Source organism: Roseitranquillus sediminis, assembly GCF_016918935.1.
GTDB lineage: Bacteria > Pseudomonadota > Alphaproteobacteria > Rhodobacterales > Rhodobacteraceae > Roseitranquillus > Roseitranquillus sediminis.
In genome coordinates, this window is sequence record NZ_JAFFOB010000006.1 from 41,400 (window position 1) to 66,992 (window position 25,593).

Sequence of the window (25,593 nt, forward strand, 5' to 3'; positions counted from 1 at the left end):
CAATGTTTCGACTTGCGCCGCTCCTGATCCTCCTCGCCGCCTGCAGCTCGACGCTCGGCCCGGTGCGCTACGAGATGCCGCTGCCGCCGCCGGGTGAGCGGGTGCCGGTCAACGTGGGCGCGCTGGAGGTCCGCGATGCGCAGCTTCCGCTCTATGCGGAGCTCGAGGAGATCTACACCGAGGGCGAGGGCGGCGCGCTCGTCAGCGACACCGACGTGCTCTGGGCCGATGATCCGCGCCGCGCGGTGACGCAGGGTCTGGCGCTGGCGCTGGCGCGGATGACCACGGCGCAGGTGGCGACCGAGCCCTGGCCGCTGAGCGACCTGCCCGACGCGCGCCTCGATGTCCGCCTCGACCGCGTGCTGGCCGGCGCGGACGGCGTGTTCCGGTTGTCCGGCCAATACTTCCTCAGCCGCGACACCGGCGCCGAACGCTCGGACCTGTTCGACATCCGCGTGCCTTACGAGGTGGGCAGCACGCAGGCCGTCGCCGCGGCGAAGGGCGCCGCCGTCGCGGAACTCGCCCGGAGCATCGCGCGAGACGCGCTAGGCGGCCGCGGCGTCTGAGCTCAGTCCCGCGGCGGCCGCATCGTGTCGCCGGGCTGAAGCACGGGCTGCAGCTCGATCCGCCGCCTCTTGGACGGCCGCTCGCCCGACGCCGCCTCGGCGATGATGCGCGCGGCCATCCGCCCGGTCTCCAGCCGCTCCACGTCCATGGTGGCCAGCCGCCGCGGCAGGCCGTCCAGCAGCTCGACCCCGTTGAACCCGGCGAGGCCAATCCGCCCGGGCACGTCGAGGCCATGCTCGAGGCACCAGAGCAGGCCGCCGGCACCAATCATGTCGTTCGAGTAGTAGAGGAAGTCGAGGTCGGGTGAGCGGCCGAGGATGGCTGCGGTCATTTCCCGCCCCTTGGCAAGCGCCGACCCGCCCGAATAGAACTCGCTGTCCTCGATCTCGATCCCGTGCTTGCCGAGCGTCTCGGTGAAGCCCTCGAACCGCTTCCGCGCACGGTGGTCGAGCGGCATCTTCGTGCCAAGGAAGCCGATCCGGCGATAGCCGCGCTCGACGATCGCGCGGGCCATCTCCCGCCCCGCGCGCCGCTGCGATATGCCGACGACGGCATCCACCGGCTCGCCGTCGGTGTCCATAATCTCCACGATGGGCACACCCGAGGAACGCAGCATCGCCCGCGCGGCGTCGCTGTGCTCGATCCCGGCGATGATGACACCCGAGGGACGCCAGGACAGCATCTCGAAGAGCACCTTGTCCTCGCGCCGGGGCAGGTAGTTGGTGACGCCGACTACGGGCTGCAGCGGCGTCTCGTCAAGAACCTCGGAGATGCCGGCCAGGACTTCGGGGAACACCATGTTCGAAAGGCTCGGGATGATGACCGCGACGAGGTTGACGCGGCTCGAGGCCAGTGCGCCGGCGATCTTGTTCGGGACGTAGCCCAGACGCGCCGCTGCGTCCTGTACCTTGCGTCGCGTGGCCTCCGAGACGTCGCCGCGACCGCGCAGGACGCGGCTGACCGTCATCTCGCTGACGCCCGCCGCTTCGGCCACGTCGCGCAGGGTCAGCGGACGTCTGCTGGACGCGGGGCTCTTCGCTTCGGTCACCACGTCTCCCGCCCGTGCCCTCTGTGCGATGCTAGCGCCGCCGCATGCGTGGCTTCAAGCGTCAGGCGTCGCGCTGCCGGTTCCGGACGTCCCGCCCCTCAAGAGCGCGGAGGAACTGCGAGGACCACCAGGCGATGTCGTGCGCCTCTATTTCGGCGAGCATCGACTCGTGGCGCATCTTGCGTTCCTCCAGCGGCATCTTGAGCGCCTGCTCGATCGCCTGCGCCATCTCGTCGGTATCGTAAGGGTTGACGATCAGCGCCTGGTCGAGCTGTTCGGCCGCGCCCGCGAAGCGCGACAGGATCAGCACGCCGGGGTCGTCGGGGTTCTGCGACGCCACATACTCCTTGGCGACAAGATTCATCCCGTCGGCCAGCGGCGTCACCAGCCCCACCGACGCGCGCCGGAAGAGCGTGGCCAGAACCTCGCGCGGGACCTGCCGGTGGATGTAGCGGATCGGGGTCCAGTCGATTTCGGAATGGCGGCCGTTGATCGCACCGGTCAGCCGCTCGAGCTCGTCGCGGATCTCGGCATAGGCACGCACATCCTCACGCGTCGGCGGTGCGATCTGGAGGAGCGTGGCGCGCGCCGCATCCGGTGGGCGCTTGTCGAGGTAGACGCCGAATGCCTGCAGCCGTTTCACGAGGCCCTTGGAATAGTCCAGCCGGTCGACGCCGATCAGCAGGCGCTCGCGCGCGTCGAGCTTGAGGCGCGTGTCCGCACCGCCCTCGCCCTCGCCCGCCGCACTACGCATGACCTCGACGTCGATGCCGATGGGGAAGCTGCGCAATTCCACCAACCTGTCGTCATGCTTGATCGCGCCGTCGAGCATCATCTCCGCGTCGACGTCGGAGCGAAACATCTCGAGGCAGGTGGCCACGTCGCGCTGGGTCTGAAGGCCGACGACGTCGTAGGCCGAGATCCAGCCGGGAAAGCTCTCGCGGTCGGGCAGGGCCAGCAGGTCGGAGCCGTTCGGGAACGGGATGTGCAGGAAGAAGCCGATCCGGTTCTCGACCCCGAGCGCGCGCAGGTGCGCAGCCAGCGGAAAGAAGTGGTAGTCGTGGACCCAGAGCCGGTCGTCCGGCTGCAGGATCCGCGTCAGCATCTCGGCAAGCCGGCGGTTCACCCGGTCATAGCCGGCGCGGAAGCGCGCCTCGTAGTCGATGAGGTCCGAGCGCCGGTGGCAGAGCGGCCAGAGTACCGAGTTGGCGTAGCCGAGGTAATACTCCGCGTGATCGTCCGCATCGAGCGTGAAGGTCAGCTTCTCGTATGGCACGTCCTCCTCGTGCCGGTGGAATTCGTCGTCCGCGACCTCGGCCTCTTCGGAGCCGATCCAGACGCCGCCCTCGGCGCTCAGCGCCTCGTGCAGCGCGACGACGAGGCCACCGGATCCCGCGCCGCCGAGCGGCATCCGGTTGGAGACGACGATAAGGCGCCCCTCCATCAGCGCGCGTCCGCCCAACGGGCAAGCGTCGCGCGCACCTCCTCCACGCCGTCCAGCCGATGTGCGGCGCAGGTGTCGCCTTCGCCGACCTTGACCGCGAAGCCGCCGGCCTCGTTGACCCAGCGCATCGCCGCCTCGTCGGTGTCGTCGTCCCCGAAGTAGCAAGGCTGCCGCCCCTCGTAGGGCGTGCGCTGCATCAGCCATTCCACCGAGGCGATCTTGCCGGTGTCCCGCGGCTTCAGCTCATAGGCCATCTTCGCCGGCTGCAGCTTGAAGTCGTCGCGGTCACGGCAGAGCTCGCGCATGAACTCCTCGGCGTCCGATTGCAGTTCCGGCTTGCGGCGGAAGTGCAGGACCACCCCCGCCGGCTTGTCCTCCACCAGATATGCTTCGTCACGATCGGCGAATTCGCGGACCGCCCGCTTCAGCTCATCCACCTCCGGCGAGCCTGCGAGGCGATGCCGCTCGATGTGGCCATCGATCCGCCGCTCGGCTCCATGCGACCCCACGACATCTCCGGCGTAGCCCGAAAGATGCCGCTCGATCGCCTCAACGGAGCGTCCGCTGATGATGGCCAAGGCTCCCCCGGATCGTGTGCGGAGGTCGTTCAGCCGCTCAGGCAGGTCCGCGGGCACATCAATGGCATCCGGCGTCTCGGCAAGTCCGACGAGAGTTCCGTCAAAGTCGAGAAAGATGGCCGTGCGCCCGAGGTCGGGCCGGTCGGGCAGCTTGCCACTCTGGGTACTGGGGGAACTCATGTGCCAAAGCTCCGAGGCGGGGCGCACGGAACGGGATCGGACGGGCTCGGGTCGGAAAGGAAGATCAACTTCAGTCTCGATGAGTTCGGCATGTTCAACGAACGCGGCGTCGCCGGCACGGTTCCGGGTGTACGGGCGCCACTCGGGCGTGACAATCCGCGAGCCTCCGCCTATGACGAAGCCGCGCGGCCCCGTAGCTCAGAGGATAGAGCAACCGCCTCCTAAGCGGTAGGTCGAAGGTTCGACTCCTTCCGGGGCCGCCAGCCGATCCGGACCGGAACGAACAGGGGCGCAGCCTATGCTGCTCTTCATGGATTGGTGGCTGACCCTTATCTACCTTGTGGCCTGCGCGGGCGCCGCAGCGACCGGGGTCCTCTTCCAGCCCGGTGCTTGGTACGACCGGCTCGACAAGCCGGCGTGGACACCCCCGCGGTGGCTCTTCCCGGTGGCGTGGACGATTCTCTACGTGATGATCGCCGTGGCGGCGGCGCGGGTGGCGCAGCTGCCGGGTAGCGCCTACGCCATGGCTTTCTGGAGCCTTCAGATCGTGCTGAACGCTCTCTGGACGCCAATCTTCTTCGGCCTGCACCTGATGCGTGCCGGCCTCGCCGTCATGGTGATGCTGTGGCTCGCGGTCGCGGCCACTCTGGCGACCTTCCTGCGCCTCGATCCCGTCGCGGGCCTCCTCCTAGTGCCCTACATCATCTGGATCAGCTACGCGCTCGCGCTCAATCTGTCGGTTCAGCGGCGCAACCCAAGCGCCGAGGGCGCGCCCCGAGGATCGAAACCGGTCGGCGAATCGCGGAACGTGCGCTAGGATGCGACATCGGTTATCGGCCACGCATCCGCGCGTCCGGCCGATAGGGTGGCGGCAGCGCAGAACGCTTTCTACGCCTCTTGATCAGGCTGCGCTGGCCGCCGCGCCCTTCCACCGGGCGCTGCTGCGCCGAAGATCTGCTCACGGTGAGTGTCCAGATATATCCTGAGCCACGGGGTGAAGCGCTCCGGCTCCAGTTCCACTTCCGCCTCCAGATCGCGCAGGTCCACCCATCGCGCGTCGGCGACTTCGGCGGGATCCGGCGACATCGGCAGCGGGCGCCGCGCCTCGGCCACGAAGAGGTCGACGACCTCGTGCTCCACCAGACCGCCGCCCACTTCGGCACGATACTCGACCTGCTCCCGGTGCTGCAGATCCAGGCCTGTGATGCCCAGCTCCTCCCGCAGTCGTCGCGCCGCACACGCTTCGGCTGCCTCGTTCCAATCAGGATGCGTGCAGCAGGTGTTCGTCCAGAGACCCGGCGTATGATACTTGTCCGCCGCGCGCCGTTGCAGGAGCAGGGCGTCGCCGTCCATGACGAAGACGCTGACCGCCTTGTGGCGCAGGGCTTCGCGGTGCACGCGGAGCTTTTCGACCGGGCGTAGCGCGCCGTCCTTCCAAGCGGGAATCAGCGTCATGCCGCGCGTCTCGTCTGCCATTCATATCTGTATCCGACATCGGCGTTCGGCTTCACCGGCATGCGCCTCTCCCTTCTGCCCGCTTCTCTGGTGTCCTAGCGCAGTCGCGGGGTAGGAAAAGCCGGGGCTGCGGGCCACAACAATGCGGTTGCGCAAGCCCGAGGAAGAATGAACTTTCCATGTTGCATAGTAGTTGTGCGACTGCAGACGGAGGGAGAAGTCCGCATGTTCAAGTTAGTGACCACGTTCGGCGCCGGGAGCCTGCTGGCATTCTCGGCCATGGCGCAAGAGAGCGTCGGCGATGCTGCGGCTGGCGAGGATGTATTCCGCCAGTGCCAGACCTGCCATGTCGTCGTCGACGATGAGGGCAATACGCTGGCGGGGCGCAACGCCCGCACCGGTCCAAACCTCTATGGGGCCATCGGCGGACCGGCCGCCCATGACGCGGACTTCAACTACTCCGATGGACTGACCGCCGCGGCCGAGGCAGGCCTCGAATGGACGCCGGAGAACGTCATTGCTTACCTGCAGGATCCGACGGGCTTCCTCAGGGAATATCTTGGCGACAGCGGCGTCCGCGGGAAGATGACCTACCGCATCCGGTCGGAAGAGGACGCGGCAAACGTCTATGCATACCTCGCGCAGTTTGGCGGCGAGGAGGCGGCTGCCACCAACTAGGGCTCGGACTGACGGCGCCGCAGTGTGGCGCCGCGTCGCCGTCAGATCACCTGGATCGCGTTGCGGTCCACCGAGAGCATGTAGCCCTTGCGGGCGATGGTCTTGACCAGCAGTTCGGCCACGATCTGGTTTCCCAGAGCGTCCCGCAACCGCTTGATGCGCGTGGCGCCCGCGCTTTCGTCGCAGTCGGCGGGATTGCGGCCCGAGACCGTCGCCTCGAGCTCGGACCCCGACAGGATGTCGTCGTCGAGCCGCGCCTCGGCCAGCACCGACAGCGTTTCGATGGCCGCTTCGGTCAAAGAGAACTCCATTCCATTCAGCGTCACCGACCGCTGGCCGCGATTGACCGTCAGCGACGTGACACGGATGCCCTGCCGCTCGATCTCTGCCACGCGGCGTGCCTGCGTCACGATGACGACGAGAAACGCCACCGCCGTCACGAGCAGCGCCACCGAGAAGACCAGCAGCACGAAGAGGACGACCCGATAACTCGCCAGCGTGTCGGCGAAGGCGGTCCCGGACTGCGCCAGGATCTCGAGCAGGCGGATCTCCTGCGGTCCGGTGAGGTCGGCGCTCTCGACGAAGATACGCTCGACCCGCGCGTCGAATGCGCCGGCATCGGGCAGGTTCAGCAAGAGGCCGACTGCCGTAAGCGACAGGATCGCGACGATGGCCCCGATCCCGAGGATCGCGATCCTGTAGCCCGTCATTGATCGCTCAGAACCTGAGGAAGTACTGGCCTGCACTCTGTCGTCTCCGGTCGAGGCCCTCGTCGCCGAACGTACCCTCGACCGAAAGAAGCTGCCAGTCCGCGCGGGCAAGCCGGTCGGCGACTTCCGACCGAGCGCGCGCGCTGTCGCGGCACGCCGCGTCCGAGACCTCCATCACCCCGTAGTGCAGCCGCAGCGGGTCATCCCGCTTCGCCTTGTAGTCGGCATAGCACGCCGCGTCGGCGGCCGCCGCGGCAAGCGTGGCGGCACAGGCGATGCAGAGGGTTAAGCGGGTCCGTGACATGACGGAATTGGTGCGGCACGAAGTTACGAAAATCAATAACATCGCCTACCCGATTGCGTGACATCCGATTACCAGCCGCCGTGATTGCCTGTCGTCGCGACGCAGACGGAGGATGCCGACTGCAAGGCGACGCCGCACATCGCGGCCAGCAGGGAGGCATCCGCCATGTTCACGAAATTGATCTCCGGCATCCTCGCGGCAGCACTGACGGTGGCCGCGCCCGCCGCTCACGCCGACCAGGGTGACACCGCGCGCGCCATAGCCGGTGTCGCGGGGCTCGTCCTTCTCGGGAAGCTGCTGCACGACCGGTCGGAGGCGCGCCGCCGGATCGAGGGCTACGCGCCGCGGGTCGAGGTGGGGCGGGCACATGATCACGCACGGTGGCCGGGCCTCGATCGCAACGAGCGCTTCAATCGTGGTCGCGAACGCGGACGCCTCGTCGCTCCGCCCCGCTGCCGCACTTCCGCCGTCATCGGGGGCCGCTGGCGCGACGCCTACGATCGGAACTGCCTTGAGCGGCGCGTGGCGCGTCCGGGTCGCCTGCCGGACCAGTGCCTGCGCCGTGCCTGGACGGGGCAGGGCCAACGGCTCGTCTATGGCGCCAACTGCCTGCAGAGGAGCGGCTGGCTGCTGGCGGGCCGGCGCTGAAACGAAATACTGGCGCGGGCCTTCCGGCATCTCCGCCGCGCCGGTTTGGGCGGGCGGTCATAGCGCCGCCCGCCTGCCGATCCGGTCTTGCGGCCCCCGCCGCGACCGGGCCATTGTCTGCCCATGGCGACGCTGCCCGACCTGAGCCACGAGCTGCGGCTGATCGCGGCCGGCACGACGCCTGTCGCCGGCGTGGACGAGGTCGGCCGTGGTCCGCTCGCCGGTCCGGTGACGGCGGCGGCGGTGGTACTGGATCCCGACTGCATCCCGGACGGGTTGAACGACAGCAAGCGACTGGCGCCGACCCGGCGCCGCGAGCTCGCTAGGGCGCTGGCGCACTGTGCCGAGATCTCCGTCGCTCATGCCGACGTCGAAGAGATCGAGAGCCTCAACATCTACTACGCTGCGCACCTCGCGATGTGTCGCGCGGTCTCGGGCCTCCCGCGCCGGGCGCGGCACGTCCTGATCGACGGCAACCGTGTTCCGCAGAGGATCGGCTGCCCGGCTGACGCCGTGGTGGGCGGTGACGCGCTCTGTCTCTCCATCGCCGCCGCCTCGATCGTGGCCAAGGTCGCGCGCGACGCGATCATGGCGGAGCTCGCCCTAGACTGTCCCGGCTTCGGCTGGGAGCACAATGCCGGCTATCCAACGCCCGAGCACGTGGCGGCACTGGAGCGGCTGGGACCGACACGCCACCATAGGCGCACCTTTCGCCCCGTGCACAACATCTTGTATGCAAAGGCCGCTGTAAGCGCCTGATTCCATTTTGAAATTGACGCCGAATCAGCGCTCGGCCATGGTCCGGAGCCTGTGGACAGGTGGTGGAGGCGGGCAGGATGGCGATGCAGGCGGACTTGCCGGTGGGGCGGATTCTCGAGGGGGACTGCATCGAGGCGATGCGGGGTCTGCCCGATGCGTCGGTGGACCTGATCTTTGCCGATCCGCCCTACAACTTGCAGCTAAAGGGCGAGCTGCACCGCCCGGACAACAGCCGGGTCGGTGCGGTCGACGACGCATGGGACCGGTTCGACACGTTCGCGACCTATGATGCCTTCACGTGCGCGTGGCTCGCCGAGGCGCGGCGGCTGCTCAAGCCCGACGGGGCGATCTGGGTCATCGGCAGCTACCACAACATCTTTCGCGTCGGCGCGGCGATGCAGGACGCCGGCTTCTGGCTGCTCAACGACGTGATCTGGCGCAAGCTGAACCCTATGCCGAATTTCCGCGGCAAGCGCCTGACCAACGCGCACGAGACGCTGATCTGGGCGTCGCGCTCTGAAGGGGCGCGCTACACCTTCAACTACGAGGCGCTGAAGGCGCTGAACGAGGAGGTGCAGATGCGGTCCGACTGGACGCTGCCGATCTGCACCGGGCACGAGCGGCTCAAGGACGCCAACGGCGACAAGGCGCACTCGACCCAGAAGCCGCAATCGTTGCTGCACCGCGTGCTGGTGGCGACGACGCGGCCGGGGGACGTGGTGCTCGACCCGTTCTTCGGCACCGGGACCACCGGCGCGGTCGCCAAGATGCTGGGGCGCGAGTGGATCGGGATTGAGCGCGAGGCGCGCTACCGCGACCTTGCACGGACTCGTATCGACCGGGTGCGCCGCCTCGATTCGGATGCGCTGCAGATCACTCAGCCCAAGCGCGCCGCGCCCCGCGTGCCGTTCGGACAGCTGGTCGAGCGCGGGCTGCTGCGGCCGGGCGAGGTGCTGACCTCGCCGCGCGGTCAGACCGCCAAGGTGCGCGCGGACGGCACCCTCGTCGCTGCCGCCGTCAGCGGCTCGATCCATCAGGTCGGTGCTGCGCTGGAAGGCGCGCCGAGCTGCAACGGCTGGACTTACTGGGCCTTCGTCCGCGACGGCGTTCGCGTCCCGATCGACGTCCTGCGCCAGCAGGTGCGCGCCGAGATGGGATGATCCGGCTGCCGCCGTGGCGTGGCCGAAGGTGGCCGCGGCCGGACGCGCCGCTCTGCATCGTGGGTGATGTTCACGGCCGCGCGGACCTGCTGCGGCAGATGCTCGAACGGTCCGAGGAGGCGGCACCGGACGCGGTTCTCGTGACGGTCGGCGACTACGTCGACCGCGGACCGGACAGCCGCGAGGTGCTGGACATCTTGGGTGCGTCAGGCGACCTCGTCGCGCTGCGGGGCAATCATGAGGACATGCTGCTGCGATTCCTCGACGACCCCGAGGCCGAGGCGCCGCGTTGGCTGCGCAACGGCGGACGGGCCACCCTCGCGAGCTTCGGCGTGCCCGACCCTAAGGAAGCCTCGGAGCTGTCAGAGACGGCGAAGGCGCTGCGCGCGGCACTGGGCGCGACGGAGGCATGGCTCCGGGCGCTGCCTCCCGCCTGGCTCAGTGGCGACGTATTCGTCACCCACGCTGGCGCCGACCCGGCTCGGCCGCCGGAGGATCAGGAGCATGAGGTCATGACGTGGGGCCATCCACTCTTTTCCCACCGTGCGCGAAGCGACGGGCTATGGGTTGCGCGAGGGCACCGCATCCGGTGGCGGCCCTCGGCGCGCCACAGGAGGATCCAGGTCGACACCGGCGCCTGGCGGACAGGCCGCCTCACCGCCGCGTTGGTGCGGCCGGGCGAGCGGGTGCGCTTCCTGACCGTGCGTGGTAGCCGCGGCTGAAGGCGGGCCTCACTCGTCGAGCGCCGAGCGCGCGAGGTCGAAGGCCTTGCGCATCACCGTCGGAAGCTCCGTAGGCCTCAGCAGCAGCAGCGTGCCCCGCTGTGGCTTGGCACCCCCCGGCAGCTCGGCCGCCTCGACGTGGAGCCTGAGGTGGAAATGCGTGAAGGTGTGCCGCACCTCGCCGACCGTCTGCCAGTCGGCATCGACCGGCGGCACTCCCATCGGCGCCTCGCCCCAGTCGGTCCCCGGCCAGCCGAGCGTTCCGCCGAGCAACCCGCGCGGTGGCCGCCGCTCCAGCAGCCAGAGCTCGCCGCGCCGCGCCACCCAGGCCCTGCCCATGCGCACCGGCTTGGCGGCCCTAGGACTTCGGCGCGGCAGCTCGGCAGCGACTCCCGCGGCGCGGGCGCGGCAGGATTTGCGCCAAGGGCAGATGCCGCAGGCGGGTGCGCGCGGCGTGCAGATCGTAGCGCCGAGGTCCATCATCGCCTGCGCATGGTCGCCCGGCCGCTCCTGCGGCGTCAGCTTCGCCGCCAGCGCGGTGAGCTCACGCTTCGCCTGCGGCAATGGCGTCTCGACCAGTCGCAGCCGCGCGATGACCCGCTCCACGTTTCCGTCCACGACGGTCGCGGGCTGGTCGAAGGCGATCGCCGCGACTGCCGCCGCAGTGTAGGGGCCGATGCCGGGCAGGGCCCGCAGCTCCGCCTCCTCGCCGGGGAAGCGTCCACCATGCTCCCGCACCACCATCCGCGCACAGGCGAGCAGGTTGCGCGCCCGGGCGTAGTAGCCGAGGCCAGCCCACTCGCCCATGACATGACCGTCATCCGCCGCGGCCAGTGAGAAGACGTCCGGCCAGAGCTCGGTGAAGCGCAGGAAGTAGGCCCGCACGGCGGCAACGGTGGTCTGCTGCAGCATGATTTCGGAGAGCCAAACGCGGTAGGGATCCGGCCGCCCGCCCGCCCGCCGGTGCGCCGGACCCACGCGCCATGGCAGGTCCCGCGCGTGCCGGTCGTACCAGGCCAGCAGGGCAGCAGTCTCGTCACGCATTCTTTATGGTCTCGCGCGGCTTTGCTCTGGCATGACCCACCTGCGCTTATAAGATGCCGGGCAGAGGCGAAACAGGCGATCCATGAGCAGCACGACCTCTTTTGCCAGACGACGGGGCCGCGGTTTCCGCGCAGCGGCGTCGCTGGTGGAGGATCGTGTGCGCAAGGCGGGCGAGAGCCGAGGCTTCGCCGTGATGCGCCTCCTGACACGCTGGCCGGAGATCGTCGGACCGGACCTCGCGCAGCTCGCCCGGCCGGGGAAGGTTTCCTACGGCCGCGGCTTCGGCGCGACGCTGACATTGGTCTGCAGCGGCTCGGCCGCGCCGATGGTGCAGATGCAGGCGCCGCGGATCGTCGAGCGGGTGAACGCCTGCTACGGCTATGCCGCGATCTCGCGCATCAAGGTGACGCAGACTGCGCCGGAGGGCTTTGCCGAGGCGCAGGCGCTCTTCCAACCCGAGCGCCGCCCCGATCCGCAGGTCGAACGCCATGCCGCCTCGGTCGCGGAGGGTGTCGCCGATCCCGAACTTCGCGCCGCGCTCGAGGCGCTGGCGCGCAACGTACTGACCCGTTCAAGCTGATCAAGAGGTGCTATCCATGACGCGTGTTCCCGCCATTCTTGCCGTGTTCGTCGCCTTCTTCTGGGCGATGGCGGCCGCGCTTCCGGCCGTGGCGCAGGATGCGTCGCAGGTGAACGAGATGACGCTGGGCGACGCCGACGCGCCGGTAACTGTCGTCGAGTATGCCTCCTTCACCTGTCCGCACTGCCGCACGTTCCACCAGGAGAACTTCGAGCGGCTCAAGGACGACTTCATCGACACCGGCAAGATCCGTTTCGTCTACCGCGAGGTCTACTTCGACCGACCGGGACTTTGGGCGGGAATGGTCGCCCGCTGCGGCGGCGCGGAGCGCTACTTCGGCATCGTCGACCTGCTGTACCAGAACCAGGATGAGTGGGCGCGCAGCGAGGACCCGGCGCAGATTGCCGCGGACCTCGCCCGGATCGGCCGGACGGCCGGGCTCGACGACGAGACGATCGGCGCCTGCCTGCAGGACGGCGAACTAGCGCAGGCGCTGGTGGCTGAGTACCAGCGCAACGCCGAGGCCGACGGCATCAGGTCGACGCCGTCCTTCGTCATCGAGGGCGAGACCTACACCAACATGCCCTACGCCGAGATGTCCGAGATCATCGAATCGCACATAGACGGCTGAACAGGCGCGCTGACGTCAGCGGGCGCGCTCGGCCGGGAACAGCCGGTCGAGCGCGGCGTCGAGCGGGCGGGCGTCAATCCAGCGCAGCCGCACCGGGACCGTCAGCACCTCGCGGCGGAAGTCGGGCGGCAGGCGGACGGCGTCCTTCTCGGTCGTGACGAGCTGCGCGTCCTTCTGGCGCGCGAGCCGGGACAGCCGGTTCAGCAGCGCCGGCGCGAAGGGTTGGTGATCCGACAGCGGCACCGCCTCCACGATATGGGCGCCAAGATTGCGCAGCGTCGCAAAGAACTTGGCGGGCCGCCCGATGCCGGCGAACGCCACGACGCGCAGACCGTCCCAGTCCATGCCCGTGGCAAGCGGCTCCAGCGTTGCCTCGAGCCGTGGCAGCGGACCGTCTGGCCAGCGCGCCGCGAAACGCTGCCGGTCAGCCGCCTCGCCGATGACGAGGAGCAGGTCCGCCCGCTGCAGGCCCGCCGCGACGGGCTCGCGCAAGGGGCCGGCGGGGATCACGCGGCCGTTGCCAAACCCCACGGCCGCATCCACAACGACCAGCGTCAGGTCCTTCGCCACCGCCGGATTCTGCAGACCATCGTCCAGCAGGATCGCGCCGCACCCCGAGGCCTCGGCGGCGCGTGCAGCCTCCGCGCGATCGCGTGACGCGAAGACCGCGCCGAAGGCCGCCAGCATCAGCGCCTCGTCGCCCACGTCGCGCGCGGTCATCCGGGCGGGGTCCACCCGGACCGGACCCGCAAGCCGGCCGCCATAGCCGCGCGTGACTACCACGGCCTCGACGCCGCGCGCGCGCAGCCGCTCCTGAAGAGCGATCACCGTCGGCGACTTGCCCGTACCTCCGGCATTGATGTTGCCGACGCATATCACCGGCACCTGGGGATGGACGTCGGGCCATCGCGCGACCCGGCGCGTTGTCGCGGCAGCGTAGAGCGCCGACAGCGGCCGGAGAGCGTGCGCCTGCCAGCCGGGAGCTTGGGGCGGCGCGCTCCAGAAGGCAGGCGCGCGCATCAGGCGACCGCGTCCGCGCACTCGATCATCAGTCGGGCGACGGCGTCCGTCACCTCCGCGCCGTGGGTGACGACCTTCCAGGCCTGATGGGCCAGCACCGCGGCGCGATCCGCCGCCTGCAGGTCGCTGATCGTCGTGCCGAGATCCTCGCCCACAAGTATCCGGCGCGTGGCCGAGGCCGCCACGAGCGCGGCGAAGCGGGTGGAGTGGACACCGCCATGGGGTCCGTGAACGACGGCGGAGCCGAGCGAGGCGGGCGCGTAGGGATCGACGGTCGCGCCGCTTCTGTCCAGCGTCCCCCCGACGAAGGTAATCGGCGCGATGCGGTACCACATGCCGTCCTCGTCCGGCAGGTCCGCCACAAAGACGGCGCAGGATTCGCTCGCGACATCCGCCTCGCTTCGCAGTGCCGTCGCGTAGCCGGTGGCCGCGAGTTCCCGCGCCACGTCGGCCGCGTCCAGTCCCTGCGCCGGCCGGACGATCAGCAGCAGACGGTGCGCCGCCCCCTGCGCAAGCATGTGGGCGCGGAGGATTTCCGGTAGCTCCGACGCGACGATCCCCGCGGCCAGCCAGACGGGACGGGCGGCGAGGGCGGCGACGAAGCTGCGGCGCTCGGCCTCGTTGCAGGGCGGCGGGACGAGCCCCTTCTGCAACGGGCCGGCGTTGGGCTCGGGGTGATGGCCGAGCCGCTCCCATGCCTCGCGATCCTGCGGCGAGAGGGGAAAGACGTGGTCGAACATGCGGAACGGGTTACGTCCGGCATCGCGGGTAGCGCGCGCGATGGGGCCACCGACGTTCGCGAGGATCAGCGAAGTTCCGTTCCGGCGCGCCTCGGAAACGAGGGTCGGATCTACTTCGTCCCCGATCCAGACGCCGGCGGCAGGACGCGCGGCGGCGAAGAACGCGGCTGCCTCGGTCTTGTCCGCGGGTGCAGCCTGCCATTGGAGCGGTCCGCCCGCGTCCGTGGCAGCATCCCCCGTACCGATGACGCGGAGGTCGGGTCGATCGTCCCGCAGGCGGGCTGCCAGCAGTTCGGCCGCCAGCCTGTGCTCCGGACGCGCAATGTGAATCCAGAGCCCGTCGCGCGGGCCTGCCTCGGCACTCGCCGCAGCATCCTCGCGCGCGCCCGCCGCGTGCCGCGGAGCCCGGGTCCACGGAAGGCGGAGGTTCCGCAGTCTGGGCCAATGCTGCAGCATTTCCCGGCGCTAGGTCTCCAGCTCTTCGGTCGGCGAGGCCGGGGTTTCCTCGTCCCTGAGCCTGTGGAGATGCGCGATGAAGTAGCGCGTGTGAGCGTCGTCCACGGTACGCTGGGCGGCGGACTTCCAAGCGTCGTAGGCGCTGGCGTAATCGGGGAAGATACCCACGATGTCGATCTCGGACACGTCCTTGAAGACGGTCTTGCCCGGATCGACGAGTTCGCCACCGAAGACGAGATGCAGTCTCTGCGACATGAGGTTTGATCCTTTTTACTGTCGGCATCGCGGCGTCCGTGAGCGCAACCCTTGCGCGGCACTCAGACGCGGCCTTGATCGTACAGGTGTGTCACCTGCGCCACGACCACGGCGTTGTCCTCGATCGCCCGTCGCATCAACTGCCTCTCGTCCTCGCCGACGTCATGGCCATGCGAGGCGCGCTCACCCTCGGTGCCGTAGCCGGTGACGTCGAGCGGCGCGAGGTCCGCCTGCTTCAGCGTCGCCACCGTTTCGCGCACCGCCTCCGCCTCGTCGCGCCCGGCGGCGAAGCAGAGGAGCGCGGCGCCGGTCGAGTTCTCGGGCAGGCCATCACCGGCCTTGCGGCCGACCTCGACCAGCAGCGTGTAGACCTCGCGCTCCCGCTTAGCTTCGCTCAAGAGCGGCCGCGTACCGCGCGATAGCCCCAGATGAGCAGGGACGCGCCGATGATGGCGATGATGAGCTGGCCGATGAAGCCACCCCAGGTCGCTCCGAAGATCAACCCCAGGATGAAATTCAGCACCACGGCGCCCAGGATGCCGAGAATGATGTTGGTCAGGAGGCCATGGTCGGCCTTCATGATCTTCTCGGCGATCCACCCGGCGAGCGCGCCGATGATGATCGTCATTATCCAGCCTACGCCTTCCATAGTCCCTCTCCTCGCTTTATACGGTTTGCCCGCCTGCGGCAGTGCATCTTCTGCGAACGGACGGGCGCAGCCGCGGTTCCGGCGCGCCGTCCGTGATGAGCATAGGCAGAAAATTCGATGTCCGCGAAGAGGGTCGAGGCGTCTCAGTCCCGCAGCAGCTCGTTGACGCCGGTCTTCGAGCGGGTCCGCTCGTCCACCCGCTTGACGATGACGGCGCAGTAGAGGTTGACGCCACCCGAGGACGGCATCGAGCCCGACACGACGACGGAGTAGGGCGGCACCTCGCCGTACATCACCTCGCCACTCTCGCGATCGACGATTTTGGTCGACTGTCCGATGAAGACACCCATCCCGAGGACGGAACCCTCGCGCACGATCACGCCCTCGACGACCTCGGACCGCGCGCCGATGAAGCAGCCGTCCTCAATGATCGTCGGCCCCGCCTGCATCGGCTCAAGTACGCCGCCGATCCCAACGCCGCCCGAGAGGTGCACGTTGCGCCCGATTTGCGCGCAGGAGCCGACAGTCGCCCAGGTGTCGACCATCGTGCCCTCGCCGACATAGGCGCCGAGGTTGACGAAGGACGGCATCAGCACCACCCCCGGCGCGATGTAGGCCGAGCGGCGCACGACGCAGGTCGGCACGGCGCGGAAGCCGGCATTGCGCCACTCCGCCTCGCCCCAGCCGGAGAACTTGGATTCCACCTTGTCCCACCAGCCGCCGCCCTGCGGCCCGCCCGGCTGGACGGCCATGTCCTTCAGCCGAAAGCCCAGCAGCACGGCCTTCTTGGCCCACTGGTTGACGTGCCAAGTCCCGTCGCCGCCGCGCTCGGCCACCCGCAGCGTGCCGCCGTCGAGCGCGTCGAGCGTCGTCTCGATCGCCTCGCGCGTCTCGCCGCCCGTCGCGGGCGTGATGCGCTCGCGCTCCTCCCAGGCGGCTTCGATGGCGGCTTCGAGCTGGGCGTGGGACATCGGGCCATCCTCTGGCGGCTGGAAAAGAACTGGCAGGGGCTATAGAGGCTGCCCGACCGTGGCGCAATCCGCGCCGGGAGAGACCCGAATGAGAGACCGCCGCGCCCGTCCGTTCCGCGATGCCCAAGAGGACATCGAGAGCGCGCACGACATCCCGGACACCCCGCAGACGCGTTCGGCGGCCTATCGGCTTGCGTTCGACGACGCGGACTTCCTGCAGCGAGCCGAGCTGCGGCCGGTTCGGCTGCAGCTCGAGCTCCTGAAGACCGAGATGGCGCTGGCCGAGCATGGCGTGGAATCGACGGTGGTGATGTTCGGCGGCGCCCGCATCCCGCCGCCTTCGCGCCAGGACCGGGCGCGGACCGACACGCTGCGGGATCTCAGCCACTTCTATGACGAGGCGCGAAGGTTTGCCCGCCTGGTGACCGAGCGCAGCGTCGCGAGCGGAGGGCGCGAGGACGTCATCGTCACCGGCGGCGGCCCCGGTGTCATGGAGGCCGGCAACCGCGGCGCGGCGGACGCGGGCGGTAATTCCGTCGGGCTCGGCATCGTCCTGCCGCACGAGCAGGCACCAAACGAGTTCGTGACGCCCGAGCTCTGCTTCAACTTCCACTATTTCGGCATCCGCAAGATGCACTTCCTGATCCGCGCCAAGGCCGTGGCGGTGTTCCCCGGCGGCTTTGGCACGCTCGACGAGATGTTCGAGACGCTGACCCTGATCCAGACTGGCCGGATGCAGCGGATTCCGGTCCTGCTCTTCGGTCGCGCCTTCTGGAATGGCGTCGTCAACTTCCGCGCCCTGGCCGAGGCCGGCACCATCGCCGAGGCCGACCTTGACCTCTTCCGCTTCGTCGAGACGGCCGAGGAGGCGCTCGAGGCCATGGACAGCTGGGCCGGCGCCGGCACCCGGCGCGAGGAAATCCCGGGCCGCGTCGAGCCGCTGCACGAAGGCTAAACGCGCTAGCCGCGCCACCGCGCGCCGCGCCAGCGGCGCGCCCGGCCCAACGGGAAGAGACGCCCGCGAGGGCGGCGATGACGGGCGGGAGCCTCCCGCCGCGGTCCTTCCCATCGGCCGCTCCGCGCACTAGAGGCTCGGCGGACGCATGCACCCGAAGGATCTCCGCTTGATCGTCACGCTGATCGCCTGCCCCGGATGCCTGGACCCGGCGCTCGTCGAAGCGCTCCGCAACGCGTGGGGCGGCGGCGACCCGCGCTGGCTCTCGCCCGACGAGGCGGCGGAGTTCCCGGTGCCGGACCTGCCCGAGAATGCGGCGGCGGTACGGCGCGAACTCGACGCCCAAAGTGTCGATCTGGTCGTGCAGCCGGGCGAGGGGCGGCGCAAGCGCCTGCTGGTCGCCGACATGGACAGCACGATGATCCGGCAGGAATGCATCGACGAGCTCGCGGCCGTCGCCGGCGTGGGCGAGCGGGTGGCTGCGATCACCGCGCGAGCGATGAACGGCGAGCTCGACTTTGAGGGTGCGCTGCGCGAGCGGGTAGGCCTGCTTGCCGGGCTCGACGCCGGCGTGGTCGCGCAGGTGCTGGCCGAGCGGATCGAGCCAATGCCCGGCGGCGCCACGCTCGTCGCCACGATGAAGGTCGCGGGGGCACGGACGGCCCTCGTCTCCGGCGGCTTCACCGCCTTCACCGGGCCGGTGGCGGCGCGGCTCGGCTTCGACACGCACCGCGCGAACGAGCTGCTGATCGAGGACGGCCGCCTGACCGGCCGGGTGGCCGAGCCGATCCTCGGCCGCGAGGCGAAGATCAACGCGCTGCACGAGATCACAGCCGAGCTGGGCGTCGCGCCGGCCGACGCGATCGCGGTGGGCGACGGCGCCAACGACCTGGGGATGCTCGAGCTCGCGGGGACGGGGGTCGCCCTGCACGCCAAGCCCGCCGTCCAGGCGCGCGCGCCGCAGGTTGTCAATCACGGCGACCTGACGGCGCTGCTCTACCTGCAGGGCTACGCGCGGGACGAATTCGTCACTCCCTAGCCGCCAGATCCTCGCCGAACCACGACACCGCCCAGTCCCACCAGCCGGGTGTCTCGAAGGCGGGAGCGCCATATTCGTCAGGTTGCCGATTGAGCGAGCCGCCCGGATCGCCGGCGACCATGCTCCAGATCTCGGCCCGCGTCGGCACCTGGCGGCCGCAGGCCTCGTGACGCTCGGGGTCGTTGGCGAGCGAGGGGTCGAAGGCGACATTCAGCGCGTGGATGTCCGCCATTAAATCGCAGGCGTCCTTAAGCTCCCACGCTGTCGCCCCGGCGATGACCGCGATACCGAAGAGCGGCACCGCCTCGGCCGGAATCGCGGCAACGTTGCGCGCGGTGGCGGTCGCGGTGCGGCGCGCGATGCGGTCTGCGGTGTCCGAGACGGCCTCGCGCACCGTGCGCACCTGCCCGCGATAGCGGACGTGGCGGAGCGCGTCCGCTTCGGCGGCCTGCGCCGCGATGCGCCGATTGGCGGTGGCCAGTTCGTCCGCCTGCGATGCGATCCGTCGATCGGCGGCGGCCAGTTCGTCCGCCTGCGCAGCGACGGTCCGGCGACTGGCGGCGAGATCGCTCTGCGCGGCGTCGGCCATGGTGGTAATGCCCGCGCGGGCGAGGAGCCCACCGGCGGCGGCGGCAAGGGGCGCGAAGGCCAGCGTTGCGACGTTGAGCGCGAGCATGGCCACGATGACGAGCAGGATGCCGCCCCGGAAGAGCAGGCGTACCGCGCGCACGAGCGCCCTAAGCGCCCAAAGCATCCGCATAGCGGACCTCACCGGCAAGCGCGCCGCGGCGGCTGAGGGTCGGGCGGTGCAGCAGCCGGCGCGCCTCGGGACGCGCCGGGTCGAGCACGCCCAGCAGGACGAGGATCGCGGCGATGGCGGCCTCGGAGGCGCGGGTGGCGCCGTCCGCGATCTTGAGCGCGACGCCGAGGCGCTGGCGGGGCAGGATCGCGACGAAGACGCCCTCGGCGCCGGTCTTGACCGCGACCCCGTCCATCGCTCGCATGAGGCCGGTGCAGGCGCGGCCCTCGCCCGCAACCAGCGCGGGGTGCGCCACCATCGCCTCGACCAGACGCTGCGCTGCGCGGTCTCGCGCCGTGCCGCGCTCATGGGCCGAGGCGAAGACGGCCATCGCGCGGGCGAGGCCGCGCAGCGTCGTGGCGAAGTTCGGCGCCGAGCAGCCGTCGATCACGTAGCCGGGCGACGGCTGGTCCGTCACCTCCTCGAACGCCTCCCGGACCGCACGCTGCACCGGGTGGGCGGGATCGACGTATTCCGGCCCCGCGCCCATGCGCTGCGTCAGCGTCAGGAAGCCCGCGTGCTTGCCCGAGCAATTGTTGTGCATCTGCGCCGGCGCCGCGTGCGCCCGGATCAGCCGCGCGTGCTCGGGCTCGTCGTCCGGGTCCTGCGGTCCGCAGCGCAGCGCGTCGTCTGAGAGGCCGAGCTCGGCGAGCCATCGCCCGACGCGGCTGACATGGATCTCCGCCCCGTTGTGCGACGCACAGGCGAGGGCGAGCTGCTCGGTCGTGAGGTCCGCGCCGCTCTCGACCAGGGGCAGCGCCTGGATCATCTTGCAGGACGAGCGCGGCAGGATCACCGCCTCGGGATCGCCCCACGAGCGGACGATGCCGCCGGAGGCGTCGGCGATGACCGCGTGGCCCAGATGCACGCATTCGAGGAAGTCTCCGCGCCAGACTTCGGCCATCGGCACCGGCTGCATACCGCTTTCTCCCCTCACATGACGGCGATTTTGCAGGCGCGGGCCTTTCGTCCCGCCCGCGCCCCGCGCTAAGGTCCGGCCACGTTAGGAAGATGCCGCGGCACCGGCAAGCGCCACGCACCACACGCAATGGGGGCCCGCAGCCGTGGCGAACCGGCAACGGACGAAAGGGCGAAGAGCAGGCATGACGATCCGAGTGGCTGGCGCGATCTGCGCCGCGTTTCTGGTGACGGCGCCGCTGGCGACCGCGCAGACCTCGTCCAACAAGGTCGCCGAGCAGACGGACTGGAGCGTGTTCGTCGAAAGCGACCCGCAGGAATGCTGGGGCGTTTCGAGTCCCAAGAGCACGGAGAACACGCGCGACGGACGCCGGGTGCAGGTGCGGCGCGGCGATATCCTCCTCTTCGTGACCTTCCGCCCCGGCGACGAGGTCAGAGGAGAGGTGTCCTTCACCGGCGGCTATCCCTTCGCCGAAGGCTCGACCGTCGAGGTGCGCATTGGCGATGACGCCTACCAGCTCTTCACCGACGGAGAGTGGGCCTGGCCGGCATCGCGCGACGACGACGAGCGCATCGTCGCGTCGATGAAGCGCGGCGTCGACGCGGTGCTCACGGCGCGCTCCTCGCGTGGCACGCAGACGCAGGACACCTTTTCGCTCCTCGGCTTCACCGCCGCGATGGAGGAGGCCGAGGCGCGCTGCAGCAGCTGAACGAGGTTGGGCCGGCTCCGGCGTCGGGCGACATTACCTTTGGATATTCGCACCGCGATGCCATATGACGTGCGCCCACAGCCGACCGGAGCCGATGAGATGAGCGCCAGCACGCCGATCACGCAGGACGTCCTGACCCTGCCGCGCAAGCCCGCGGAGGATGACGGGCGCGCGAACCTCATAGGCCTGACGCGGGACGGCCTGCGCGAGGCGCTGGTCGCCGCGGGCACGCCCGAGAAGCAGGGCAAGATGCGGACCGACCAGGTCTGGCAGTGGCTCTACCAGAAGGGCGTGCGTGACTTCGCGGCGATGACGAACCTCTCCAAGGACTACCGTGCGCTGCTGGCCGAGCACTTCACCATCGAGATCCCCGAGGTGGTGAGCCGTCAGGTGAGCGCCGACGGGACGCGCAAGTATCTGGTGCGTATCGCCGGCGGTCACGAGGTCGAGACGGTCTACATCCCCGAAGAGTCGCGCGGCACGCTTTGCGTCTCCAGCCAGGTGGGCTGCACGCTCACCTGCTCGTTCTGCCACACCGGGACGCAGCGGCTGGTGCGCAACCTGACGGCGGCCGAGATCGTGGGGCAGGTGATGCTCGCGCGCGACGATCTGGGCGAATGGCCGCAGCCGGGCCGCCATCCGAAGGACGAGACGCGGCTCCTGTCGAACGTCGTGCTGATGGGCATGGGCGAGCCGCTCTACAATTTCGAGAACGTCCGCGACGCGATGAAGGTGGTGATGGACGGCGAGGGAATCAGCCTGAGCCGCCGGCGGATCACCCTCTCGACCAGCGGCATCGTGCCGGAGATCGCGCGCACGGCGGAGGAGATAGGCTGCCTGCTGGCCGTCAGCTTCCACGCGACCACCGACGAGGTGCGCGACCGGCTGGTGCCAATCAACAGGAAGTGGAACATCGCCGCGCTGCTCGATGCGCTCAGGGAGTATCCGCGGCTGTCGAATTCCGAGCGGATCACTTTCGAATACGTGATGCTCGACGGCGTCAACGACAGCGACGAGGATGCGCGGCGGCTGGTCAGCCTGATCCGCGGCATCCCGGCCAAGATCAACCTGATCCCGTTCAACGAATGGCCCGGCGCCCCCTACCGCCGCAGTCCCGAGGCGCGGATCCGCGCCTTCGCCGACATCGTGCACAAGGCCGGCTACGCCAGCCCGATCCGCACCCCACGCGGCGAGGACATCATGGCGGCCTGCGGCCAGCTCAAGTCTGCGAGCGAGCGGACCCGGCGCCGTCGTCCCGCCGAGGCCGCCGCCAGCCTCTGAAACGACGCTCCGTCGCGAGGTGACCATCGGTGTGATCCAGTTCGTCCGAGGCGACCGGACGCAGCGGAGCGTCCCTTCTGAGGCGGGCCGTTGTTGCCGAGGCGGTCGAGCGGTGCGTGGCGCCATGGTCGACCCGTTCGTCGCGATGCGGTTTGGCGACCGCTGGCACAAGCGGCGATCTTGCCTCCCGGCGCGAGGGCTGCGGCCGGCGGTGCGGGACTGTCTCAGATGCCAGCGCCACGCTTCTCGGTGATCAGTCACTTTCACAGCCCACCCAGGAGCAAGGCTGGCCGATGACCCGACCCGACCCACATGATCGCGATATTCCGGATGCGGGCACGCCGCAGCCTAGCAGGATCGTCATCATCGGCGCCGGTCACGGCGGTGCGCAGCTCGCCGCCTCGCTGGTGGAGGAGGGGCATCCGGGCACCGTCACGCTGATCTCGGCAGAGGACGACGCACCCTATCACAAGCCGCCTCTTTCGAAGTCGTTCATGAAGGCGCCCGACACGCCGCTGCAGCCCCTGCGCGGCCGGACCTTCTTCATTGACAAGGGCATCGACATGCGGCTCGGCGCCGAAGTGACGTCGATCGACTGTCGGGGGCGCCGCGTCCTGCTGGCTGACGGATCGGAGATTCCCTACGACCGCCTGGTCCTCGCGACAGGCACGCGCGCGCGCCGCCTGGCGGTGCCGGGGGTGGAGCAGGAGGGCGTCTTCCACCTCCGCACCGCCGGAGACGCGCGGGCGATGCGCCGAGCGCTTCCGGAGAGCGGCCGCGTCGTCGTCATCGGCGGCGGTTTCATCGGCCTCGAGGCTGCCGCGATGCTGGCGGCTCGCGGCCTGAGCGTCGAGGTGCTGGAGGTGGCACCGCACCTGCTCCGGCGCGCCGTAAGCAGGCAGGTGGCCGATGCGGTTACGGCGTACCTTGAGGGCCAGGGCATCGGAATTCGTTGCGGCGTTTGCGTCGACAGCCTCGGCGGCGAGGGCCGCGTCACCAGCGTCCGGCTGGAGGACGGGCCGGAGCTCCAGGCGGACATGGTCGTGGTCGGCATCGGCGCGGTGCCCGAAGTGGCCCTGGCCGAGGCGTCTGGCCTCGCCTGCGACAACGGAATTGTCACCGACGCGCTGCTCACCACTTCGGATCCCGCAATCTGCGCGATCGGTGACTGCATCTCCTACCCGCAGGCGCAGCTCGGCCGTATGGCGCGCCTCGAATCGGTACAGAACGCGACGGACCAGGCGCGGGCGCTGGCGAAGACGCTGACCGGCAAGCCCACGCCCTACGGCGCCCTGCCCTGGTTCTGGTCGGACATCGGCGCGCTTAAGCTGCAGATCGCCGGCCTGGCGCACGATGCGGACGAAGATGTGGTGGTGCAGCGGGCCGACGGCGCGCTGCAATCGGTCTACCGGCTGTCGCAGGGTCGGCTGGTGGCGGTCGAAACGCTGAACAGCGCCGGCGAGCACATGCTGGCCCGCCGCCTGATCGCTAAGGGGATCACGCCCGACCGCGAGGTCATGGCGTCCGGGGACATGGCGGCGCTGAAGGCGGCCTACGCAGCGGCGCGCGCGAGGCGTGGCGAGGCGCGACGCGACTGACTGGAAGCGGTCGCGGCAGGGCAGGCGTCAGCGCTCGCCCTCCTCCATTTCGGCGAAGGTTTTCTTGGCGAGCTTGATCGCGTGGTTGGCCTTGGGCACGCCGGCATAGATCGCCACGTGCAGGAACGCCTGCATCACGTCCTCGGGGCTCGCGCCGGTGCGGGCGGTGGCGCGGATGTGCATCGGGATCTCGTCGAAATTTCCCGTCGCGGCGAGAAGCGCGAGCGTCAGCATCGAGCGCTCGCGGCGGGTGATCGTTTCGTCGGCCCAGACGGTGCCCCACGCGCCCTCGGTGATCAGGGTCTGGAACGGCGCGTCGAACGTCGTCCTGCCGGCCTCGGCGCGGTCGACATGCCCGTCGCCCAGCACCTCGCGCCGCACCTTCATCCCGCTCACCTCGCGTTCGGACATCAGCATCTTCCTCCGGTTGGGGCCGCATCAGTAGGGCAGGCCGACATAGTTCTGCGCCATCGCCACCTGCGCCGCTTCGTTGTCGCGCAGGAAGTCGACTTCCGCGCGCTGCATCTTGAGGTCGAACTCGGACTGGTCCGGGTAGCGGTGCATCAGCGACGAGAACCACCATGAGAACCGCTCGGCCTTCCAGACCCGCGCCAACGCGCGCTCGGAGTAGCGATCGATTCCCTCCTCGTCGCGCTCCTCGTAGAATTGGCGGAGCGCGTTGTAGAGGTAGTGGACGTCCGACGCAGCGGTATTGAGACCCTTTGCGCCGGTCGGGGGCACGATGTGCGCGGCATCCCCGCAGAGGAACAGCCGCCCCCAGCGCATCGGCTCGGTCACGAAGGAGCGGAGCGGTGCGATCGACTTCTCGATCGAAGGGCCGGTGACGAGGCGCTCGGCCTGTTCCGCCGGGATCCGGCGTTTCAGCTCGTCCCAGAAGTTATGGTCCGTCCAGTCCGCCGGGCTGTCCGAGAGCGAGCACTGGATGTAGTAGCGGCTGAGGTTCTCGTTCCGCATCGAGCAGAGCGCGAAGCCGCGCTCGGAGTTCGCGTAAATCAACTCGTGATTGACGGGCGGCGTCTCGCTGAGCACGCCTAACCAGCCGAACGGGTAGACCTTCTCGTACTCGCGACGCACTCCCGCGGGGATCGTGTTGCGGCTGACCCCGTGGAAGCCGTCGCAGCCGGCGACGAAGTCGCAGTCCAGCCGCCGCTCCTCGCCCCCGACCTCATAGATCACCGTCGGAGTTTCCGAATCGGCCCCTTCGACTCGCACCTTCTCGACGTGGAACTCGAACCGGCCGCCGGACTTCTCGCGCGCCTCGTAGAGGTCGCGCGTGAGCTCGGTCTGGCCGTAGACGATGACCGGCTTGCCTGCGCGGCGGGCGAAGTCGATGCGGAAGATCTCTTCGCCGTGCGAGATGAGGGCGCCGTCGTGGACGTACCCATGGCTTGTCATCCGCGCGCCGACCCCCGCCTCTTGCATCAGATCGACGAGGCCCTGTTCCAGCACGCCGGCGCGGATGCGCCCCAGCACGTAGTCCCGCGTCTTTCGCTCCAGGACCACGCTGTCGATGCCGCGCACATGGAGCAGCTGGGACAGGAGGAGGCCGGAAGGCCCTCCGCCGATGATGGCAACCTGCGTCCGCATGGTCTCCTCGCCTCGCTGGCGCGACGATCGGGGAACCGGCGAGACAAGTAAATCGGCTTCGGGATGGCATGGCGGGCACAGGTGAG

31 protein-coding genes and 1 tRNA gene are annotated in these 25,593 nt (G+C 69.5%); 15 read left to right on the forward strand and 17 right to left on the reverse strand.

Features of this window, described 5'->3' with window-relative positions; all coding sequences use genetic code 11:
* The first annotated feature begins 2 nt into the window (after positions 1–2).
* Positions 3–566, forward strand: a complete 564-nt coding sequence (locus JM664_RS02875) for a PqiC family protein (protein ID WP_227418403.1) — start codon at positions 3–5, stop codon at positions 564–566.
* A gap of 2 nt (positions 567–568) precedes the next feature.
* Here JM664_RS02875 and JM664_RS02880 read toward each other — a convergent pair whose 3' ends face one another.
* The 3 genes from JM664_RS02880 to otsB form a co-directional block, all read right to left on the reverse strand.
* Positions 569–1,615 carry a LacI family DNA-binding transcriptional regulator gene (locus tag JM664_RS02880; RefSeq protein WP_227418404.1) on the reverse strand — a complete coding sequence of 349 codons (1,047 nt, stop codon included), beginning with the start codon at positions 1,613–1,615 and terminating at the stop codon, positions 569–571.
* Between the two features lie 61 nt (positions 1,616–1,676).
* Positions 1,677–3,059, reverse strand: coding sequence for an alpha,alpha-trehalose-phosphate synthase (UDP-forming) (locus JM664_RS02885; protein WP_227418405.1), 1,383 nt, complete (start codon positions 3,057–3,059; stop codon positions 1,677–1,679).
* A complete protein-coding gene (gene otsB / locus JM664_RS02890) occupies positions 3,059–3,817 on the reverse strand; it encodes a trehalose-phosphatase (RefSeq protein WP_227418406.1) in 759 nt (252 codons plus the stop codon). The genes JM664_RS02885 and otsB overlap by 1 nt, the downstream gene beginning before the upstream one ends.
* Positions 3,818–4,004: 187 nt before the next feature.
* On the opposite strand from otsB, the gene JM664_RS02895 reads away from it, so the two are divergent.
* Together JM664_RS02895 and tspO are read left to right on the forward strand one after the other, a co-directional pair.
* Positions 4,005–4,080 (forward strand) — tRNA-Arg (locus JM664_RS02895).
* Between the two features lie 35 nt (positions 4,081–4,115).
* Positions 4,116–4,634, forward strand: a complete 519-nt coding sequence (tspO, locus tag JM664_RS02900) for a tryptophan-rich sensory protein TspO (RefSeq protein ID WP_227418407.1) — start codon at positions 4,116–4,118, stop codon at positions 4,632–4,634.
* Positions 4,635–4,705: 71 nt separating this feature from the next.
* Here the strand turns inward: tspO and idi are convergent, their stop codons facing one another.
* Positions 4,706–5,293 carry an isopentenyl-diphosphate Delta-isomerase gene (idi, locus tag JM664_RS02905; protein WP_406675759.1) on the reverse strand — a complete coding sequence of 196 codons (588 nt, stop codon included), beginning with the start codon at positions 5,291–5,293 and terminating at the stop codon, positions 4,706–4,708.
* Positions 5,294–5,497: 204 nt separating this feature from the next.
* Here idi and JM664_RS02910 point away from each other — a divergent pair, with 204 nt between their 5' ends.
* Positions 5,498–5,950: a c-type cytochrome gene (locus JM664_RS02910; protein ID WP_227418408.1), complete on the forward strand. Its 453-nt coding sequence runs from the start codon at positions 5,498–5,500 to the stop codon at positions 5,948–5,950.
* Positions 5,951–5,991: 41 nt separating this feature from the next.
* On the opposite strand, the gene JM664_RS02915 is transcribed toward JM664_RS02910, so the two are convergent.
* Both JM664_RS02915 and JM664_RS02920 read right to left on the reverse strand, forming a co-directional pair.
* On the reverse strand, positions 5,992–6,696 hold the full coding sequence (locus JM664_RS02915) for a winged helix-turn-helix domain-containing protein (RefSeq protein ID WP_406675760.1): 705 nt from the start codon (positions 6,694–6,696) through the stop codon (positions 5,992–5,994).
* Positions 6,668–6,964 (reverse strand): hypothetical protein, encoded by a 297-nt coding sequence (locus JM664_RS02920; RefSeq protein WP_227418410.1) that lies wholly within the window; start codon positions 6,962–6,964, stop codon positions 6,668–6,670. The genes JM664_RS02915 and JM664_RS02920 overlap by 29 nt, the downstream gene beginning before the upstream one ends.
* 165 nt (positions 6,965–7,129) lie before the next feature.
* Between JM664_RS02920 and JM664_RS02925 the strand changes: the two genes are divergently transcribed.
* The 4 genes from JM664_RS02925 (at position 7,130) to JM664_RS02940 (ending at position 10,253) form a co-directional block, all read left to right on the forward strand.
* On the forward strand, positions 7,130–7,612 hold the full coding sequence (locus tag JM664_RS02925) for a hypothetical protein (RefSeq protein ID WP_227418411.1): 483 nt from the start codon (positions 7,130–7,132) through the stop codon (positions 7,610–7,612).
* Between the two features lie 123 nt (positions 7,613–7,735).
* Positions 7,736–8,371, forward strand: coding sequence for a ribonuclease HII (locus JM664_RS02930; RefSeq protein WP_227418412.1), 636 nt, complete (start codon positions 7,736–7,738; stop codon positions 8,369–8,371).
* Positions 8,372–8,448: 77 nt separating this feature from the next.
* Positions 8,449–9,531 carry a site-specific DNA-methyltransferase gene (locus JM664_RS02935; RefSeq protein WP_319637512.1) on the forward strand — a complete coding sequence of 361 codons (1,083 nt, stop codon included), beginning with the start codon at positions 8,449–8,451 and terminating at the stop codon, positions 9,529–9,531.
* 59 nt (positions 9,532–9,590) lie between these two features.
* A complete protein-coding gene (locus JM664_RS02940) occupies positions 9,591–10,253 on the forward strand; it encodes a metallophosphoesterase family protein (RefSeq protein WP_319637513.1) in 663 nt (220 codons plus the stop codon).
* Between the two features lie 9 nt (positions 10,254–10,262).
* On the opposite strand, the gene JM664_RS02945 is transcribed toward JM664_RS02940, so the two are convergent.
* On the reverse strand, positions 10,263–11,297 hold the full coding sequence (locus JM664_RS02945) for an A/G-specific adenine glycosylase (protein ID WP_227418414.1): 1,035 nt from the start codon (positions 11,295–11,297) through the stop codon (positions 10,263–10,265).
* 82 nt (positions 11,298–11,379) lie between these two features.
* Here JM664_RS02945 and JM664_RS02950 point away from each other — a divergent pair, with 82 nt between their 5' ends.
* Both JM664_RS02950 and JM664_RS02955 read left to right on the forward strand, forming a co-directional pair.
* Entirely contained in the window at positions 11,380–11,877 is a 498-nt protein-coding gene (locus tag JM664_RS02950) for a DUF721 domain-containing protein (RefSeq protein WP_227418415.1), read from the forward strand.
* Positions 11,878–11,893: 16 nt separating this feature from the next.
* The gene (locus JM664_RS02955; protein ID WP_227418416.1) at positions 11,894–12,508 is read left to right on the forward strand and encodes a DsbA family protein; all 615 of its coding nucleotides are present in this window, start codon (positions 11,894–11,896) and stop codon (positions 12,506–12,508) included.
* Positions 12,509–12,523: 15 nt separating this feature from the next.
* Here the strand turns inward: JM664_RS02955 and lpxK are convergent, their stop codons facing one another.
* The 6 genes from lpxK to dapD all read right to left on the reverse strand — a co-directional run bounded on the left by lpxK (position 12,524) and on the right by dapD (position 16,599).
* Complete coding sequence (gene lpxK, locus JM664_RS02960; RefSeq protein ID WP_227418417.1) at positions 12,524–13,528, reverse strand: tetraacyldisaccharide 4'-kinase; 1,005 nt, start codon at positions 13,526–13,528, stop codon at positions 12,524–12,526.
* A complete protein-coding gene (locus JM664_RS02965) occupies positions 13,528–14,724 on the reverse strand; it encodes a 3-deoxy-D-manno-octulosonic acid transferase (RefSeq protein ID WP_227418418.1) in 1,197 nt (398 codons plus the stop codon). Before JM664_RS02965 ends, lpxK begins: the two co-directional genes overlap by 1 nt.
* 9 nt (positions 14,725–14,733) lie before the next feature.
* Complete coding sequence (locus tag JM664_RS02970; RefSeq protein WP_227418419.1) at positions 14,734–14,979, reverse strand: DUF4170 domain-containing protein; 246 nt, start codon at positions 14,977–14,979, stop codon at positions 14,734–14,736.
* Positions 14,980–15,041: 62 nt separating this feature from the next.
* Positions 15,042–15,377: a hypothetical protein gene (locus JM664_RS02975; RefSeq protein WP_227418420.1), complete on the reverse strand. Its 336-nt coding sequence runs from the start codon at positions 15,375–15,377 to the stop codon at positions 15,042–15,044.
* On the reverse strand, positions 15,374–15,628 hold the full coding sequence (locus tag JM664_RS02980; RefSeq protein ID WP_227418421.1) for a GlsB/YeaQ/YmgE family stress response membrane protein: 255 nt from the start codon (positions 15,626–15,628) through the stop codon (positions 15,374–15,376). Before JM664_RS02980 ends, JM664_RS02975 begins: the two co-directional genes overlap by 4 nt.
* 143 nt (positions 15,629–15,771) lie before the next feature.
* Entirely contained in the window at positions 15,772–16,599 is an 828-nt protein-coding gene (dapD, locus tag JM664_RS02985; protein ID WP_227418422.1) for a 2,3,4,5-tetrahydropyridine-2,6-dicarboxylate N-succinyltransferase, read from the reverse strand.
* 88 nt (positions 16,600–16,687) lie between these two features.
* On the opposite strand from dapD, the gene JM664_RS02990 reads away from it, so the two are divergent.
* Entirely contained in the window at positions 16,688–17,554 is an 867-nt protein-coding gene (locus JM664_RS02990; protein ID WP_227418423.1) for an LOG family protein, read from the forward strand.
* Positions 17,555–17,723: 169 nt separating this feature from the next.
* Positions 17,724–18,593: a phosphoserine phosphatase SerB gene (serB, locus tag JM664_RS02995; protein ID WP_227418424.1), complete on the forward strand. Its 870-nt coding sequence runs from the start codon at positions 17,724–17,726 to the stop codon at positions 18,591–18,593.
* Here serB and JM664_RS03000 read toward each other — a convergent pair.
* Positions 18,583–19,347, reverse strand: coding sequence for a hypothetical protein (locus JM664_RS03000; protein ID WP_227418425.1), 765 nt, complete (start codon positions 19,345–19,347; stop codon positions 18,583–18,585). The two genes, serB and JM664_RS03000, sit on opposite strands and share 11 nt — an antisense overlap.
* Positions 19,331–20,311, reverse strand: coding sequence for an asparaginase (locus tag JM664_RS03005; protein WP_227418426.1), 981 nt, complete (start codon positions 20,309–20,311; stop codon positions 19,331–19,333). Before JM664_RS03005 ends, JM664_RS03000 begins: the two co-directional genes overlap by 17 nt.
* Before the next feature lie 184 nt (positions 20,312–20,495).
* Between JM664_RS03005 and JM664_RS03010 the strand changes: the two genes are divergently transcribed.
* From JM664_RS03010 to JM664_RS03020, 3 genes are all read left to right on the forward strand, one after another.
* Positions 20,496–21,020, forward strand: a complete 525-nt coding sequence (locus tag JM664_RS03010; RefSeq protein WP_227418427.1) for an invasion associated locus B family protein — start codon at positions 20,496–20,498, stop codon at positions 21,018–21,020.
* 99 nt (positions 21,021–21,119) lie between these two features.
* Positions 21,120–22,301 (forward strand): 23S rRNA (adenine(2503)-C(2))-methyltransferase RlmN, encoded by a 1,182-nt coding sequence (gene rlmN / locus JM664_RS03015; protein WP_227418428.1) that lies wholly within the window; start codon positions 21,120–21,122, stop codon positions 22,299–22,301.
* A 293-nt stretch (positions 22,302–22,594) separates the two neighbouring features.
* On the forward strand, positions 22,595–23,899 hold the full coding sequence (locus tag JM664_RS03020; RefSeq protein ID WP_227418429.1) for an NAD(P)/FAD-dependent oxidoreductase: 1,305 nt from the start codon (positions 22,595–22,597) through the stop codon (positions 23,897–23,899).
* A gap of 27 nt (positions 23,900–23,926) precedes the next feature.
* Here the strand turns inward: JM664_RS03020 and pcaC are convergent, their stop codons facing one another.
* Both pcaC and pobA read right to left on the reverse strand, forming a co-directional pair.
* On the reverse strand, positions 23,927–24,310 hold the full coding sequence (gene pcaC / locus JM664_RS03025; protein WP_227418430.1) for a 4-carboxymuconolactone decarboxylase: 384 nt from the start codon (positions 24,308–24,310) through the stop codon (positions 23,927–23,929).
* A 27-nt stretch (positions 24,311–24,337) separates the two neighbouring features.
* Positions 24,338–25,507, reverse strand: a complete 1,170-nt coding sequence (gene pobA, locus JM664_RS03030; protein WP_227418431.1) for a 4-hydroxybenzoate 3-monooxygenase — start codon at positions 25,505–25,507, stop codon at positions 24,338–24,340.
* Positions 25,508–25,593 lie beyond the last annotated feature (86 nt).